The organism is Saprospiraceae bacterium (genome assembly GCA_016716185.1).
GTDB lineage: Bacteria > Bacteroidota > Bacteroidia > Chitinophagales > Saprospiraceae > Vicinibacter.
This window is the reverse complement of the sequence record JADJWV010000002.1, coordinates 342278-361122: the sequence shown is the minus strand read 5'-3', so window position 1 is coordinate 361122 and position 18845 is coordinate 342278. Positions and strand designations below refer to the sequence as shown.

8 protein-coding genes are annotated in these 18845 nt (G+C 40.7%); 1 reads left to right on the top strand and 7 read right to left on the bottom strand.

Annotation, left to right across the window (positions count from 1 at the left end):
- Positions 1-14 precede the first annotated feature (14 nt).
- The 7 genes from IPM34_03250 to bamA form a co-directional block, all read right to left on the bottom strand.
- Positions 15-3314, bottom strand: a complete 3300-nt coding sequence (locus IPM34_03250) for a SusC/RagA family TonB-linked outer membrane protein (GenBank protein MBK8954559.1) — start codon at positions 3312-3314, stop codon at positions 15-17.
- A gap of 283 nt (positions 3315-3597) precedes the next feature.
- Complete coding sequence (locus IPM34_03245) at positions 3598-4698, bottom strand: alkaline phosphatase family protein (GenBank protein ID MBK8954558.1); 1101 nt, start codon at positions 4696-4698, stop codon at positions 3598-3600.
- Positions 4699-4711: 13 nt separating this feature from the next.
- A complete protein-coding gene (locus IPM34_03240; protein ID MBK8954557.1) occupies positions 4712-6118 on the bottom strand; it encodes a metallophosphoesterase in 1407 nt (468 codons plus the stop codon).
- Positions 6119-6782: 664 nt separating this feature from the next.
- Positions 6783-8171 carry an MATE family efflux transporter gene (locus tag IPM34_03235; GenBank protein MBK8954556.1) on the bottom strand — a complete coding sequence of 463 codons (1389 nt, stop codon included), beginning with the start codon at positions 8169-8171 and terminating at the stop codon, positions 6783-6785.
- Between the two features lie 185 nt (positions 8172-8356).
- Positions 8357-11995: a T9SS type A sorting domain-containing protein gene (locus IPM34_03230; GenBank protein MBK8954555.1), complete on the bottom strand. Its 3639-nt coding sequence runs from the start codon at positions 11993-11995 to the stop codon at positions 8357-8359.
- Positions 11996-12069: 74 nt separating this feature from the next.
- The gene (gene ligA, locus IPM34_03225) at positions 12070-14187 is read right to left on the bottom strand and encodes an NAD-dependent DNA ligase LigA (GenBank protein ID MBK8954554.1); all 2118 of its coding nucleotides are present in this window, start codon (positions 14185-14187) and stop codon (positions 12070-12072) included.
- Between the two features lie 560 nt (positions 14188-14747).
- Positions 14748-17273, bottom strand: coding sequence for an outer membrane protein assembly factor BamA (gene bamA / locus IPM34_03220; protein ID MBK8954553.1), 2526 nt, complete (start codon positions 17271-17273; stop codon positions 14748-14750).
- 257 nt (positions 17274-17530) lie between these two features.
- Between bamA and IPM34_03215 the strand changes: the two genes are divergently transcribed.
- Positions 17531-18637, top strand: coding sequence for a Fic family protein (locus tag IPM34_03215; GenBank protein ID MBK8954552.1), 1107 nt, complete (start codon positions 17531-17533; stop codon positions 18635-18637).
- Positions 18638-18845 lie beyond the last annotated feature (208 nt).

Here is an 18845-nt window from a genome sequence, read left to right as displayed (position 1 = left end):
AAATATTTAAGAGATCAAAATTTAAGTCCTATGTTAAATCCAAAAGATTTGGTGCTTGGTATGGCCACCGATTCAACACCAGGTATAATTGTACCGCCAGCCGTTGAAGAAGTCTCAGGATCCACGTGAGGTACATCCGACCACAAAGCCAAATTTCTACCCACAAAAGATAAGGTTAAATCCCTGATGTTTGCATTACCTAACCAACGGTTAGGTAATGTATATGATAATTGGACCTCTCTCAATTTTGTAAAACTGGCATCATAAATCATGCCTTCTACCAAACGACGTCCAAGAGTGATCGTTGTATGCCATTCTCTTGCAGGAAGTTTAACAGTGTTTGGTGTAAATGTTCCATCAGCATTTTGAACTACACCTGATCCGATCACCCCGTTTCCATCTTTACTCAAATCGTATCCATCTGCGCGGCCTTCCAAAGTTTCTAAAATGGTTCCTCCTTCGCGTCCCACTGTTTGCGTATGAGAATATAACTTACCTCCCGATCTTATATCAAACAAAACGCTCAAACTCAACCCATGATAACTGAAAGTATTTCTGATACCAGCCAACCAATCTGGATTGTAATTTCCTAATTTAATACGGTCCGTAGTAGCAAGTGGTTTTCCATTTGTTGAATACACAACCTGGCCAACATACTTGCCTGATGGATCGTAATATGGGTTTGTTGGATCGGATGAAACCCTTATAAAACCTATACCATACATATCTCCCATTTCTTCACCAACTCTTGCTTCAACGGTAATATAACGATTTGCCATTACATAACTGGTTATGGTCTGGCCTGAAATTGGATCTTGATACAACTCTTTCACTTTGCTGTCATTTTTAGACCAATTCAGATCAATGTTCCAGTTGAATCCATTACTTGATCTCAATGGCTGGAGATTTAACATCACTTCAATTCCCTTATTCTGAATCAATCCAGCATTAATAACCCGAGACGTATATCCGGTAGTACTGGATAATTGAATAGGTAAAATCTGATTTTCACTATTCGTTATGTAATAAGTAAAATCCAAACCAATTCTATTCTTTAAAAATCGCAATTCAGTTCCAATTTCAAAAGATGTGCTGATCTCAGGTTTCAAGTCTGCATTGGCAAGTGCTGCTGATTCTTCATAAGTAGGAAGTCCATTGGCAGCCGTCTGGGCCGCATACGTCGCGATTAACTGATAGGGATCTGTATCATTTCCCACCTGAGCTACACCCAATCTCAACTTCGCAAAAGAGAGAATATCTTCATTCGTATGGAACCAATCAGTTAAAACGATACTGCTACCAATTCCATAATAGAGGTATGAGTTTTCGTTTGAAGGCAAGGTACTAGACCAATCATTTCTAAGTGAAAGATCTAAAAATACTTTGCTTTTATAACCCAAGTTTACAAAACTGTATAAACTATTTATTCTTTTCTTGGATCCAAATGTGAAATATTGCAAAGCTACACGACTGTTATTGAGTGAATAAATTCCAGGAACCGCCAATTCCGGTGCACTGATATCGGAAAGTTTAAACTCCTGATCCAAACGATTGCCTCCTCCAGACACAGAAAAAGATAAATCAGAATTTATGGTCGGATTAAATGAAATCAGAAAATCTGTATTGCGTTCTTCACTATAGATTTTTTCTTCCCGATAACTTCCCAATTTAAAGCGTTGTGTGCTATACGCTCTCCTTCGATCGCGGAATTCATTATTCACATCAGTTCCACTCCGAAGCATAATTTTCCATTCGGATGTAAATTGATAATTCAATGCAATATTTCCATATACCCGATTTAAAGCTTGACCATTTGTGTTTTCATAGACATTAAAATACGGATTGTCGTGGTAATTGTAATTAAAGTTAAACTGATTTAGCCCTTCCCGGCCTCTTTGCCAGTATTCACGTGAATTCACGACGCTCACACTACGCGGCCACCAACAATTAAAAAGATACATGATATTTTCAGTACCGTAACTTAAATTCGGTCTGTTTTTGCTTGAGTTATTCAAATAGTTCAAGTTCAATCGAACACCCAATTTATCGGTTAAATTATATCCACCATTAAAGGAAGCTGTATAGCGATTCAAATCTGTATTTGGGACAATTCCCGTTTGATTTAAAGCAGTCAGTGATAATCGAAAATCAGATTGATCATTACCACCCTCAAAAGAAATATTATTCGTGTAGGTTGCCCCTGTTTCAAAGAAGTCTCTAACATTATCTTCCAAAGCTACAAATGGCGTTGCTTGAATGGTTCCTCTGTTGGCTAATTGATCAGCTAAATTCACCGGACCAATATTGGTAAACAAATTCCCGACATCTCCTCCTCTAAATCCTTTATTCGTTGGTGAATCGAATTGATCCAATAACTGACCTGTCATTTCAGGACCCCAATTTTCATCTACCCCATCGCGCAAACCACCTCCGTTTCCATCGACAAAATTGAATTCACCATTTAATCCTTGTCCATATTTATTTTGATATTCGGGAAGTATGAGCACATCCTCAAAACTTACTGTGGAGTTGAAACTGATACCAACCCCTTTCCTTTTGGTACCTGCCTTAGTTTTAATAAGTATTACTCCGTTGGAGGCTCTGGAACCATATAAGGCTGTAGCATTGGCCCCTTTCAAGACAGTCATTGACTCAATGTCATCAGGATTTACAAATCCGGCTCCATTGCCATAATCCGTTTCCTGGAAACTTCTACCAGATGAACCATTAAACTGATTCGTAATGGGCACACCATCAATAACAAACAGTGGTTGATTATTATTTATATTAAGCGATCGTTCTCCTCTGATTATTATTCTGCTTGATGAACCAATCCCACTAGGATTACCTACCACAGTTACGCCTGCCACTTTTCCAGCAAGAGAATTTAATACGTTGGTTTCACGCGCTTTGACCAGATCATCTCCTTTGACTTCCTGGACTGCATAACTTAATGCCTTTTTTTCTCTTTTAATCCCCAATGCCGTGATCGCTACTTCATTCAAACCAATACTGTTTTCAGTTAAAGAAAGGCTGATTTCGCGCTGTCCGCCAACACTTTTGCGTTGCGTATTGTATCCAACATATGAAATGATTAGTACCGAGTTACCATTGCTTACTTGCAACGAGTAATTCCCCATTTCATCTGTGGTTGTACCATTATTGGTATTTTCCTCCATAATTGTAACACCGGTCAATGCTTCGCCCTTGCTATCTGTGATCTTCCCATTGATGGAAATCTGCGCTACGGCCTTAGCATTAAATGCTGCTAATACGATTAGGAATAGTGTAAGTTTTAGAATAGTTCGTTTCATACTTCTATTAGATTTAAATTACGGAATAAAAATATGAGCTGCTATTTTTTCGAATGTGTCCTTATTGTTAATTTGATTGATTATACAATCAGATAATATTATCTGTATATAGATATTACATCAATAAAACAATCACCAAACAATTTCTAAATTAAATTTTATGTACTTCTAAAAATCTCTGATACTTCGTTGTGAAAATTATTTAAACTACCCATCACACTCCAACGTGACTCCGGATTTAAAAAGTTCACTCGCCTCGTCTAAGAGGCTTTTAGTAGTCCCCTTATTTACTAAAAAGAACATCTATTATTTCCCCGACCTCTTCGCGGTTGGAATAATCGAATCCTAAAAATTTAGCAACAGATTTGGCAGCCTGATTTTGAAAATAGCGTTTTGCATTTTGCACCTCCCCTCTTCCAGGCGTATCAGGACCTATGGCTGCAATCCAAATAAAATTTGATCCGTTAATTAATTTACCATGTGATGTCCATTCTCTTTTATTCAAATCGCCTCTTCCATGATCGGTGGTAATCACAAACGTAGTTCTATTTTTATAAAATGGGTCCTGCTGACAATAATCCCATAATTGAGCTATCATTGCATCTGTGCGGTGAGCGGCATCTAAATAATAATCATACTTTCCATCGTGAGCGAAATCATCAGTTTCACCATATGATATATAAACCAACCTTGGATGATTCTTTTGTATGTATTCCATAGCATATTGATGCGTCATCACATCCAATCGCACTCCATTCCAAAGCTTCGGACATTGAAACTGGATCTCGTTGAGCCATCTTTCCTTGACAGTTAAAGATGCCCCTGAAGCCGTATCAAACCCTGCATTGATGTACATTCCATTTCTTTGTTGATTAATAATATATGGAAAAACATCCCAGCTTCCAAAAGCTGCTACCTTTTCTTGAAATCCTTCTTTCTGCTGAATCCACTCCAAGACAGTTACGTTAGGATTCCAAATTTTATCATTGCTTTTTACACCAGGATCAGAAAAACCAGCTAGAATTTCCTGATAACCCGGATAGGAGAACCAATGCATATTTGTAACCTGAACCTTACTTCCTTTCCATTGATTACCAAGTAATACTCCATTAACGCCAACCGTATTCCACATCCAGGGCATTAAAGTTCTTCTTCTCACGTCCGGGTCATCATCCCAATAAGAGGCCTTTAACAAAGTTGTGTCCTTAACAAAACGTAAATCTCTGACCAATGAATCGTCAGCTCCTCCAAACAACTCTTGCCATCGCAATCCATCCAGGGTTATAAAAATTACATTTTGGGTTTTCATCTCCTGAGTATAGAGTAAGTTTGAAGCAAGTATGCAGCTTATAAAAATTAGTAAAACAAATTTGTATTTTTTCATATGATTTTCAGATTTAATTCTTATTGTAAATAAATTCATCCAAAAGTTTACCATCAATTCCATATACTTTTAGATGTGCGATGCTATCATTAATAGAAATATGACAGAAATGATGTTCTTTAATCACTATATCCATTTTGGGGTTGGAATTAGATTCCGGGGGTTCCAATCTTCCTCCAGCTCCTCCGGATACAATAAAGTTTGTAGTGTGGTTGCCATACTGTTTGCTCATTCTTTCGTAATTATGCACATGCCCGCTCAATACAAAATCTATTTTATATTTTTCTGCATATTTGTCAACCCAGTTTCTGATAAATTCATCTCCTTCATATCCAAACCAGCCTTGAGCATAAGGGGGTTGATGAAGTAGAATAAATCTCCATCTGACGGAGTTGCCCGCATTGGAGACTAACAACGAGTCCAACCAATTCAGTTGGGCTGTATCTAATGCAAGCGGGAAATTTCGGTTTCCATCCAATCCAATAAATAAACATTGGTTTACTTTCCAACTAAAATAGGGCTTTGGATTTTCAATATGGCCTGTAATGAGATGATACAATTCCGGAAACAAGTCATCATAATAACCATCGTAATCATGGTTACCAGCAATTAAATATTTTGCAAGATCATTTGGCATATTTCCCAAACATTTTAGAAAACTACTCCATTGATTATAATTACTGCCATTTGCGGTCAGGTCTCCTAGCCCTATTGTAAAATGTTGGGGTATGGCATTCATACTTTCAATTAATCTATTGAATGTTTGCCAACCACCTTGACTATCACCCCAAAATGTAAATGATATGGGTTGGGCTGGATCAATATTTAAATCATTTTCAGGATTGATCTGGTAATCTCTTTTAGCTTGAATAAATGTTGCTCTGGTATTGTTATTGGCCCCTCGTTCAAAGAATTCAAAAAGCTTTCCTTTCCTAACTTTCAGAAGAACCCTTTGTAGACCGCCGAACATTGCATTATTTAATACGCGGATCCTTATTACGGAGCATCCATTTTTGGGAAATAAAATAAAATTATCTCCATAAAATGATTTCACACGCCTGTCGTCCTGCCAAACTTGTGCACCATCATCTGCATTGACTTCAAGTATTATCGTATCTGAAAGTAAAAACTTTCTCGTATACCAGATCGCGCTGTTGGGCAACAATAAACGATGTGGTAATGAACAGGGTATATTGATCATTTCAGTTTCTGCTATGTGGCTTGAATCGGATAGTTGCAACTCAGATTCACTTCGAAAATACCATGAACTTGTATCACAATAGACCTTATATTCTTTTTTGTGAATTTCGGCCAATTCTAAATCTGCCTGATTTCCAAGAGGCTTAAAGAACTGAATTTTATATGCTCCATAGCATAAACTCAGGTATAAAATTGATAAAACGCAATAATTAATATTCATAGATTATCTAAATGCATGATCCTATAATTTTGTCAATACAATTACTGCTGAAACCTAATAACGGATTACCCCATGTTTATGGATTATAAATGAATCGTAAAGAAAATAGGTATTCATATTTTTTTTATTAGAACGAAATGTATGAGATTTTTGTCCATGCTTCAGAAATACTTACATTAGGATTTAGTTAAATAATTGTTTATCTAATTTGCTAATTTCTTTTAGCAGGTTGCCATTTAGGAGATTTGTTAGTTGTCAGAAAAGCAAGTATTATTTAACCATTTTTTTACGTTCATTCAATTCAGATTTACAAAATAACTTTATGGTATTAGATAGCTCATGGTTGAATGGAAATGTACCAAGGCCACTCGTATGAAATGAATTAACGTAAAAACATATTAGCTAAAATTAATATTAGATTAATGAAAAAAAAAATAAAAAACTAAATGGAAGATGATATCAGGTTTGAAGTTTGGATGGGAATTAATCCTGAAAAAATATAATTGACGTTAATATCCCAGTACCATTCCTTTGGTACCTAATTTCAGTCTTAGCTAACATCCATGTGTTAGTATTACAAATTTAGAAATTTACACTGGAAAACTATCAACCAACATCTAACAACTATCAACTAAAGACTGCCAACTGAAAACTGCCAACTTCCTTACACCACTACCTTCTTCCATTTGCCCAATTTAAAATAGTACCAGGCCACAATGGCAATCACCGTTTCAGCTATAGGAATGGCCAGAAAAGAACCTGTTGCTTTCAGGTCCATTCCATTCGCCAGAAAATAAGCAAGCGGAATCTGAAACAACCAAAAACAAATAAAATTGATCCAGCTCGGGGTTCGGGTATCCCCGGCTCCATTTAAAGCCTGAATCATCACCATTCCAACTCCGTAAAAAATATAAGCCGATCCGATGATTCGCAATGATTGGACTGCATAGTGCACGACCTCCGGATCGCGGGTGTATATTGAAATAATCAATTCGGGAAAAATCATAAACAACAATGTCACTAAGGCCATAAATACAGCATTGTATTTGGCGGTCAGCCATACACTCTTCTCAGCGCGCTCGGGATGCCCGGCACCAAGATTTTGTCCAACCAAAGTGGCTGCTGCATTACTTAATCCCCAGGCCGGTAAAATAAAAAATACAATATTCCGAATGGTGATCTGATAACCTGCCGATGCATCGGTCCCTCCCGTCTCAGCAACCAGTTTAGCCATTACAATCCAACTGCCACTCGCAATGATAAATTGAAAAGTCGCAGGCCATGCAATATGGACCAGCGACCTGATCAATTCTAAATTGATCTTAAAATAAGATGGAATAAATTTTAAGATGCCGTCCCCTCTGAACAAATGATAACACTGGTAAACCACTCCTGCTGTGCGTCCTACGACCGTGGCGATCGCTGCACCCTTCAATCCAAACCATTCGATAAACAATGGACATAAAATAATATTGATGAGACTCGCCAACCAGAGACTTTTCATCGCCATCGCCGCATCACCCGCGCCCCTGAAGATTCCATTGATCAAAAACAACAACATGATGACAAAACTGGTACCCAACATGATGCGTGCAAATGGAGTCCCGGTCTCGACAACTTCTTCGCTGGCTCCCATCAGCTTCAATATGTCTCCTGCAAAATATGCTCCGGCAATACAGAGCACCACGCTCACGGCCATAGCGATCCACAATGCCTGGGCCCCGGCCTCCGCAGCTCGGATGGGATCTTTTTCGCCAATGCGCCTGGCTACGATCGCAGTAGCTGCAGTACTCAATCCAATGGCCACCGAATAAATAATCGTGATCACTGACTCCGTCAAACCCACCGTTGCGATGGCTGCTGCACCTAACTTGCTTACAAAAAAAATATCGACAATGGCAAATACACTTTCCAGACTCAACTCCAGAATCATGGGAACCGCCAAGAGAAATACAGCCCTGGGAATACTACCCTGGGTGTAATCGATATGTTCTCCCTTTAATGAAAGTTTAAATAAAACAAAAATTTCCTTGAGTCTACTCCACACCGACATTGATCAGGCTGATTTAAGGCCGCAAAAATGCAGCTTTTTCAGCACTCTATCTTTTAAAAACTAAACTGTCTGCCTCATCCCCAGCCCTTCTCCAAGTTCGCATAAAAGGGCTAAGGTAAAAAAGTGCAGTACAGAAGGAATCAACTCGAAGGGTTGTTAAGAAAACTCTTGTACCCCTATTACCATCAACGCTGAACAACCAGCTTCACAGTCTTAAATTGTTTTCCAGATCTGATCTGAAATACGTAAATTCCATTTTCCAAATTGGCAATATCGATAAGCTCTGCTCTTCTCGAAGGAAGTCCTTGTTTCATACAAACCCTGCCGTTGAGATCGAAAACGCTGAGTTGCGCATCCTTTTCAAGTGTTTCTGAAAAAGTAAGTTGTACTTTATTTTTTGCCGGATTTGGAAATACGTTAAACTCAAATTCATCTTCCTGACGGGTATCTACAGGCCCGATCTGAATTTTGAAAAAATCAGTACCAAACCAACCACCGACACCGTCTTCCACGAGGAATAAAAATCCGTCTGTTTCCATCGGGCCACCGGTATGTTTATAACTCAATCTGCCATCATTAATATCCTTTTGCGAAAATTTTGATCCGTAATCCAGTTTCACTCCGTTCAGCATGAGATCACCTCTCTGCGGAATCACCACAATGGTATAGATCAATTCTGCCGCTGTGTTATCCACATCCGCTGATTCCAATTTATCCTGCCCTATATTGCGCAGTTCGCCTTGGTTCATCTGAAGGCCAAGATTCGTAATTAAAAATGGATTGTTGACTTTGATCTCTGAACAAATGTCTAATTTAAATCCGTAAAAATTCGCCTGGCCACTGAGAAATCGGTCAGTCACCACTTCCAAAGTCCAGTCACCTGCTTGGTCTTCGCCATTGAACTTCGACAAGGATTCCAATGGTTTGATGATTTTTTTCTGGGCTGGCGGACAACCGTTCATGATATTTAAAAGCCCTTCATCGTCAAATGAACAATCAAACAAATCGGTAACCCCGCAATTTCTGTCAAATAATTTGACGCGGGTTCCCTGCGGACTAACAAGTGTTAGGGTGATGCTGTTGACGCCGATGGCGTTGGCATACACGTCATTGACATTGACATCGCTGATAATTCCCGAGCCTCTTATCGGTACGGGCATATATCCTGTTTTATTGGCACTTCGCACCAACACGTTTCCGGGATAATCGGTCAATTCGCATTTTTTATTGACGGTCTGAAATGGAGAAGGCACACTGGGAGAACCCAAACCACAACGGTTTACAGGAATGATCCTCCAGTAATACAAGGTGCTTTCGTTCAAAAATACAATAGGAGTGATCACTGTGTCTTTGATGCCATCCAAACTATATACAAGCGATGAACCAAATGATGGAGACGTTGCAATTTCCAGTCTGTAACTTAAGGCATTTCTGGCTGCAGTCCATTTAAACTCGACAGATTGAGGCAGGCCGGCAAGTCCACTGGCTGGATAAATCGTCTTCAAATCTGTAAAATTTACATTAACCAGATCCATATCTATCCACTCTCTCAAGGTGTCGCCCGCATCTGTTATTGCAAGCACTTCTACTCTATAGATCCCACTCGCTTCTACATTCGTAAAATCCAATTTTAATTTTGTGCTTCCCGAACCCGGCAATTGGTCGTTTTCAAATTGATAAACTGCGCCATCAGGCAAACCGTTTCCAAGTAAAAGTCTTAAATTTCCACTGGCTGAACCAAACGTACAAGCCTGAATGTCAAGATCAATAGAATTGGGTATGCAAAACACAAAATCTGAAGGCGCAACACCAAACAACACACCATTCCGATTGGCATTGGATAAAATCCGGATATCGCTATCGGAGGCGTCCAGGAATATATTATCTGCGGCTTCGATAACGATTCTGGACCGGATCATCCCCACATAAGTATCGGGAATATCCACAATCGCATCTCCATCGTTTTCAGTACCCATCAATAATGGAACCATCACATTGGGATTGGTACGATTGGGCATCAGATATATATTCACTTTCTTGCAATTGACCGGAGATTTGTTAGTATTGGCAACATCCCAACGGATGAGATTACATCCACCACTGTACAAGGTGTCTTTTGTATCTACATTCGGAAAAGTAAGCTGGAACGGACCGGCAGAATCGATGGCATAGAAAAAAGTCTGCTTAGTGGTAGTAGCTCCCGCACCCGCATGATTATCGCGAACATTAAACCGGAAGGTTATTTTACGATTTACGGTAGGCAGGACTTCTGTGCGTTCGAAATTCTTTTTTGTAAGTATGGTATTCCAGATTGGAATGATCCGATTTGGGCTGGTGCCAGGAAATACCGATTTAAATAAAGGCCCTTCTTCATCGAGCAATGGTTCTCCGAGAACAGGTCCATATCCTGCGGCATCGTATTGTTCCCAGTTATAGGTCAGATTGTCATTTTCCATATCCGTTGCACTGCCTTTCAACCAGATCGGTGTACGAATAGGGATATAAAGACCTGAGGGAAATGAAATCTCCGCATCGGGAAAACTATTGTTGGTTGTAGTCTGCACTCCACACCGGCTTCCATCTCCGGTTCTCGTATAGTTGTAAATTCTCTCAACTGAATTGGTATGAAAATAATTGGGATGTGGCAAATTTCCGGTTTCCACATTTAATCCTGCTCCACATAGTCCACTGTAAGACATGATACTCGTTCCACTTCCTGGTTCATAGGAAGTCGCAGATTCATTGCCATTGCAATTGGAAAATGTATGAGATGCGCTGAATTGGTGTCCCATTTCATGGCATGCAATTCTTTGAGTCACGTAGGCAATATCCGTATTATACCAGCAGGTTACTCCTCCACCTTTATTGGCATTGCATACAGAAGCCAAAAAAGCAACTCCGCCCACATCTGTACAGGTATTTGTAAATACATGGCCAATATCATAAGCCGCCCGCCCAATGATCCCGGTAATGACATCTGTATTCTGTCCCAAAGTGGAACCTCCGGAAGTTGGGTTTCCGTAAGGATCTGAAACGGGATCAAGGAAAATCAGTTTATCGTTGTTGGCAACGAGGTTCATGTGTACGGCTACGTCTTTTTCATAAACCGCATTGATGTAAGACAAGGATGCCACCATTTTATCAAGTGCAGTCTGGACGCTTCCACCACCACGGCCTCCATCCAATGCCCATTCTGCAGTGCAAGCCAGGGCCAGTCTATAGGTTCTCAAATTGACCGGTGCGCCCTGCGGACTTCTCGGTTGCAAGGTTTTTTCATGTGTGTGTTCTTCCGATTTATCAAGCGCATCCAGATCTTTTGTACCACAACTCAGATTGAAAGCTTCGTCAAACTGAATGTCAGATCCCCTGAACATGGCATAAACATCGCGCTTTCTATCGGGTGCATCGATGACCACATCTCCTTCTGGGGTCAGGATGTACACCTGGAAACTGTAGGGTGATATGGACAACCTCATGTACAATTCGCCGTGATGCCCCGCATAGGTTTTAATTTCGGGAAATTTGGCAGCCAGTTCTGCTTCCATGACGGGCGACTCTTTGACCTTAAAAGTCTTCCAAACTCCTCCGGGCATCGGCAACTCCAGTTCAAATTCGCTTTGACCGGCTGAATTAGAAAGATTGATGAGATGCCGGGCATACGCTTCGCGATCCAATTGGAAATAACTCAAATTGCTGATTTTATTCCAATCGCTACCGTTTCTGGGAGCCAGGTTGCTTGTTATGGGTTTCCAGAAAGCATTCTGAGCCGTAATCTGGAAAATGCAGAGACTGCTAATAAAGAGAAAACTTAGTATTTTTTTCATCGTTTGACCTGCTATAAAATGGTTATCAAGATATAACGTTATAAAGTTTTAAACGTTTGCTATTCTTTTGAAAATTATGCCTGAATTTTGGAAAGGAAGTCCTCTTCTGACCAAATTTCAACCGTCCCCAATTTTTGAGCTTTTGCCAATTTGGATCCGGCGTCCTCACCCACCACGAGTATATTCAGATTAGCGGATACGGCTGAAAGCAGTTTTGCACCGTTTTTTTCGGCCAGTTCCTGAGCTTCTTTTCTTCCCAATTGCTTCAAAGTGCCTGTAAATAATATGGTTTTGCCCGACAAAACAGCATTTTCGACCTTTGCCCTAGGTCTGTCCTCATCTGTTTGTTTCATATTGACCCCCAATTGCTCCATTCTGGCGATCATTCTTAGGTTTTCGGGATCCTGAAAAAACTGGATTACATTTTGTCCCACCACCGGGCCTACGTCCTTAATCGAAGTGAAGCGCTCGAGTTCCCAATTTTTTAAATCGGGAAGGTAGCTGAGATGTTCGGCGATAAGTTTTGAGACTTTTTTGCCCAGATGATGGATACACAGGCCGTGTAACAGGCGATACAGAGGACGATCTTTTGCGGCTTCAATGGATTTCCTGAGTTTTGTTGCTGATTTTTCGCCCATTCCCTCCAATTGGGATATCGCATCATAGTCTAGATCGTAGATATCGGACATATCATTCAGCCAGCCCAATTCATAAAATCTTTCAACCAAAGATTTTCCCAGTCCGTCGATATCCATGGCGTCTTTGGAGACGTGATGGATCAAGCGCTGTACTTTTTGCGCTTCGCACTGAAAATTCGGACAACGCCAGGCGGCTTCGTCCTCTTCTCGAACCAGAGCTGTATCGCAAACCGGACAATTTTTCGGAAAATGGATGGGCGTTTCTTTCCCGGTCCGCAATTCGGGAAAAGCTTTAACGATATAAGGGATGACGTCACCGGCTCGTTCTACCAAAACCTGATCGCCATAATGGATATCCCTTTGCCGTATAAAATCCTCATTGTGCAAAGACACAGAACTCACCGTCACTCCTGCCAATTGTACGGGTTCAATTTTCGCAACGGGGGTAATGGACCCAATTTTACCAACCTGAAATTCCACATCCCTCAGGATAGAAGTGGCTTGTTTGGCTTGGAATTTATAGGCGACTGCCCAGCGCGGGTGGTGTGAGGTAAAACCGCAGCGTTCCTGCAAGGACAGATCATTGATCTTTACCACAACCCCGTCTATATCGTAGGTATAGTGATCCCTTCGTTCCGCCCATTGCTGAACGAAGGCTTCCACTTCGTAGATGTTTTTGCAAATTTTCCGGCCGCCCAAAGCCACCTTAAAACCCAGCTGATCCAGCAATTGCATCCATTCAGCATGCGAAGCTCTTTTATTCATGGCGGGGTTTCCATCCTTGTCTTCAGCATAGGACAGCTGAAAAATGAAGGCATCCAGTCCGCGCGTTGCCGTTTCGGAAGGATCTTTCACGCGAAGGACTCCGGTAGCTGCATTCCGTGGATTCGCCAGCAAACTCAGTCCATCGGATTCTCTTTGCTGGTTGATCTGCGCAAATTTTTTATGGCTCATCACCGCTTCTCCCCTCAGTTCGACCCTGTGAAGACCAAATTTGGAAAATGCGGCTTTCAGCGGAATGGACTTTACCGTCCGTGCATTTCGGGTGATTTCGTCGCCCTGAGCTCCATCGCCCCGCGTGGCGGCCCGCACCAGACTGTCGTTTTCATAAACCAGGGCAATGCTACCGCCATCAAATTTGGGTTCTGCAAAATATTCAAGAGGTTCCTGATCACCCAGTTCGCAAAGTTTCCGAACCCGGGCATCAAAAGCCTCCAGGTCTTCCAATTTGTAAGAATTTTCGAGCGAAAGCATGGGAGTCAGGTGCACGACCGTTTCAAATTGCTCGGTGAGATCGCTGGATACCCGTTGTGTGGGAGAATCAGCATCGTACCATTCCGGATGTTCGGATTCCACATGTTCCAGCAATTTATACAACTGGTCGTATTCAAAATCGCTGATGAGCGGATTGTCCTGTGCGTAATACTGCCATTCGTGAAAGCGGATCAGTTCCCGCAATTGCTCCACAGAATTCCGGCTGGTAATGGCTGAATGCTGCAAAAATTCGCGGGTCTGTTGGTTGAATTCCTTGATTTCGGCAGCACTGTATTTCATGTTCTGAATTTGTGGGCTGCAAAAATAAGGCAAAAGCTGGAAGGGGAGAAGGCTGAAGGCGTAAGGCTGAAGGGGAAAAGGTTAAAAGGTTGTAGTATTGGATGCGTTTTCCTGCATGGTTCTAATATTTGCCAATATTATTAACCTCTCGCTTTTAACCAGAGATTACACAGTTGGATTAAATGAAAATATAGCTTACAGAAATTTAGAAGGATTAAAAATCTGCGCCATCCCCGCCTGACCGAATAAGTTTTCCTTTATTTTAAAACAAAATATCAGTCGGGCAGGTGCGGGAAATAAAACGAAATGAAATTTCAGCACGCTCCCTACTCAACTGATCCATTTTTTTTTATGATTCAAATCGTTCAGTCGAGGATTGCACAATTTCATGATTTTCGATCTCCAAAATTTTTCTTTCACTTACAATGGACAAAGCTTTTTGCTTTCCGCTTTGAGCTTTAAGCTCACATAAACTAACAACTGTTTCTTTCCCCTTTTTAAGCTTCTCCCATTCGCCTTTGGTCTTTGGCCTTTCGCCTTAAGCCTTAAAGACTTCCACCCTACTCCGGCTCAAATCCCAGGATAATGCTGAATTTCGCATAATCCTTCCAGCTCGTCGTTTTGGCATCCAGCCAGGGTTTGTCGAATCCGATTCCATAATCGAATCCGAGTAATCCAAACATCGGTAAAAAGATACGGATACCCGCACCTACTGAACGCTTGAGTTGGAATGGATTGAACTCGCGGAAAGAATTCCAGGAGTTGCCGCCCTGTGCCCAAAGAGATGCATACATCGTTGCACTTGGGTTAAGCGATAAAGGATATCGAAGTTCCATCGTAAACTTACTGAACATCGTGGCATCTTCGGTGAGGTCTTTGAAATTATATTCATCGACGGTTTTGGCTTTTACTTCTTCAACTTCGTACCCCCTCAAAGAAAAAATATCGCGCCCGGTGACTGTAAATGTTTGATTGTTCAGTCCGTCACCACCTACGACAAATCTTTCAAAAGGTGGTGCTTTGAGGTCCTTGTTGTAATAACCCAATAATCCGATTTTTGCATTGAAAGCGAGTACCAGTTTGCCGGCAAGATTCAGATACCAGTCGCCATCAAATCTCCATTTGTGATATTCAACCCAACGGTAGCGGTCACTAACACTTACTGAATCGGGATTCCATCCACTTCTGAACAAAGAATATGGAGGAGTCAGCTGTACAGAGAGAGATAAACGAGAACCTGATCTTGGAAAAAGCGGATCAGAAACTGTGCTCCGTATAAAGGTAGTTTTTAAGGAAATATTATAAAAATCGCCATTATTGACAATGGCAGATCCGGCTCTGAATCCGGTATAATTGTCGAGACGGATTCGCTCCAGATTGAGTCCGGTGCTTACTGCGAAGTTATCGTCAGGCCATTTTAATTGCGTACCCAAAGCTCCTGAAAGCCGGAAAATACTCAGTCCACCATCCAAAGAGGATGAAAATGCAGAATTATCGGTGCGACTAAAGATACCTCCCAGGGTAAAAGATGTCGGCCGTTTTCCTCCCAGCCAGGGTTCGGTAAAAGAAAAATTATAAGACTGATAATATCGACCGTTGGTTTGTGCGCGTAAAGAAAGTTTTTGCCCGTCTCCCTGGGGCAACGGACTCCAGCTTGATTTTTTGAAAATGTTTCTTGTTGAAAAATTATTGAACACCACACCCAAAGTACCAATCAATCCGAATGCACTCCAACCGGCTGATAATTCGAGCTGATCCGATGGACGCTCTTCCACCTGGTATTCGATGTCAACTGTTCCTCTTCTCGGATTGACCGGAGTCCCGATGTCCATCGTTTCCGGATTGAAGTATCCGAGGGCCATGATGGCTCTTTGCGAACGGATGATATCCGATCTGCTGAATTTCTGGCCAGGACGTGTTCTCAGTTCCCGGCGAATCACATGTTCATTGGTGCGATCGTTTCCCTTGACCACAACGCGGTCAATAGTCGCCGGGGGACCTTCTGTGATTCGAATGGTGATATCAACTGAATCATTTTCTATGCCGGTTTCAATGGGTTCTGCTCTGAAAAACAAATGGCCTTCATCCATATACAAACTACTTACATCACGCCCGTCATCTGAAAAACTCAAACGCTTTTGCAGCAATTCCTGATTGTAGACATCCCCTTTTTGAATACCAAGCACATTTTTAATATGCTGTTCGGTATAAAGGGAATTGCCCTTGATGTAAATATTGCGGAAATAAAATCTCTTTCCCTCGTATAAATCAATATGAATGCGCAACCTGCCTTTTTCATCACGCCATATGGTATCTCCTAATAAACTTGCATTCCTGTAGCCTTCTTTATTGTAGTAAGCGATGAGAAGCTCCAGATCTTCTTTGTATTTTTCTTCTTCAAACTTCGATTTGGAAAAAATTCTGCCTTTGCGTTTGGTTTCTTTCAGTTGTTTGCGGAGTTTACGTGAAGAAACTTCTTTATTTCCTGAAAAAGTAATATCGTCAATTTTCACCCGTTCCCCTTTTTGAATGTCGATGACAAGTTTTACCGCATTGGTCTTTTTTTCATCCGGTATTTCCAATATACCAACCTTTACATCGAAAAAACCTTTTTCAATGTAAAATTTTTCCAGGCTTTCCGATAAGGCCAGTTTGAGTTCCTCGGTAAAGACTGCATTTTTAGGAAGGTGATTGGAGACAATGATATTTAAATCGTCGTGTGCTGATTTTTTGACACCTTTAAAAGAATGGGAAGAATATCTTGGTTTTTCAGTGACCATAATATGCAAAGCAGCTTGTTGACCTGTCAGATCCTCGAGACGGATGTCAATCTGCGTAAACAACCTTTGCTTAAATATGGCTTTAATTGCATTTGGAATTTCCGGCCCCGGCACTGATATCTTTTGCCCGTTCTTTAATCCGGAGATGTTGATGATCGCATTCCCATCGCTGAATTCATTTCCGGAAACCCGGATGCTTGTAATCTCGTAAACCTTTGCATCATAAGGTACAAATACTTGTTCCTGTGCAAACAAAAGGTTTGAAATAGCTAAGCAAAGAATTGATAAAATAATGGATCGGATCATGTTGTTTCCAGACTAAATTTAATAAACGTCAGGGAGGGTTTAAAATTGCGGCGGCAAAGTTAAGTATTCTCCGGAAAGGTAGAAGTGTGTATGCTTTAATTCTTTAGATTCCAAAAATTCATAAGATTTAATTAAAACATTGATTATCCATATTTTAAAGATGTATAATTTATTAAATATATTTAAAAATCAAAATAAATGAATAAATTGTTCATGACAGTTTTTGTCATTCTTCAAAAAGGCAATAATTTTGTTTTATGGTATTTACACTCCATCAATTATTAAAATCCCAACGGCAGTCCCTTCGCCTTAAAATCAAGGACATCGCTTCATGGTCCGGTATTGATCAGGCTTTAGTGAGCAAGTTTGAAAATGGAAGCCGTTTACCAACCGAAGATCAGTTGTCATTGCTTTCCAAAGCCTATAAACTCGAATATTCCCAACTTCGCAAGTTTTATCTTGCAGATAAAGTGTATCGCTTACTTTCTCTGGAAGTAAACCCCAATGAAGTCATCGATCTTGCAGAATCCCGTATTGAGTACCTTTTAAAAAAGGAGCAGAACAGAATTCTAACCATTGACCCTGAAATTCGCAGCCAACTTCTAAAGCTGGATGAGAAACGACTATTATGGAAAAAAATACATACTAAAAATAAAATTCACGAAACCAAAATTGAAGAATACTTTTCACTGAGCTATACCCATGAATCCAATAAAATTGAAGGTAATACCCTGACCCTTCATGAAACCATGATGGTGATCAAAGAAGGAATCACCATTAGTGGAAAAACGATGAACGAACATCTTGAGGCCATTAACCACAGTGAAGCCATTGAATTCATTAAAGATGTTTATTTGCGCAAAGCTCCTTTTACTGAATCCGTGCTTTTACAAATTCATGCGTTGATTCTCCGCGGTATTGATCGCATGAATGCAGGCCGTTACAGAAATGTCAATGTGAGAATATTAGGATCTGCACATGTACCCTCTGAGCCTTACCTGGTACCCAAACTCATCGAAGACTATTTTCATTTTTACCAGAAAAATGTCAAATCACTGCATCCCGTTATTTTAGCTGCAGAATTACACGAACGACTGGTTACCATTCACCCTTTTATTGATGGCAATGGGCGCACAGCGCGTCTCGTTATGAATCTCATTCTAATAATGAATGGATATCCACTCGCCATATTAAAAGGGGAACAATCTGCAAGACGATCTTACTTTGATGCTTTACAACGCGTACAATCAGAAGGCTATCCAGGTCCATTTTATCTTTTGATCATAGACCGGCTTATAGCAACGATTGATGAATCCATTGATTTGCTTACTCAATACGAATTGGGAGGAGAAAAAAATGTGTAATGGATAATGAAAAATGGTTAATGCATAATGATTATACCTTACGCCTTACACCTTTGGCCTTACGCCTTACGCCTTTAGCCATACGCCTTCAGCCTTTAACCTTACGCCTTAAGCCTTAAGCCTTGAGACTTTAGCCTTTAAGCTAAAAAACCGGATTCCATTGCATGAATTGGTATAATGCATAATGGTTATGCTTTACGCCTTTAGA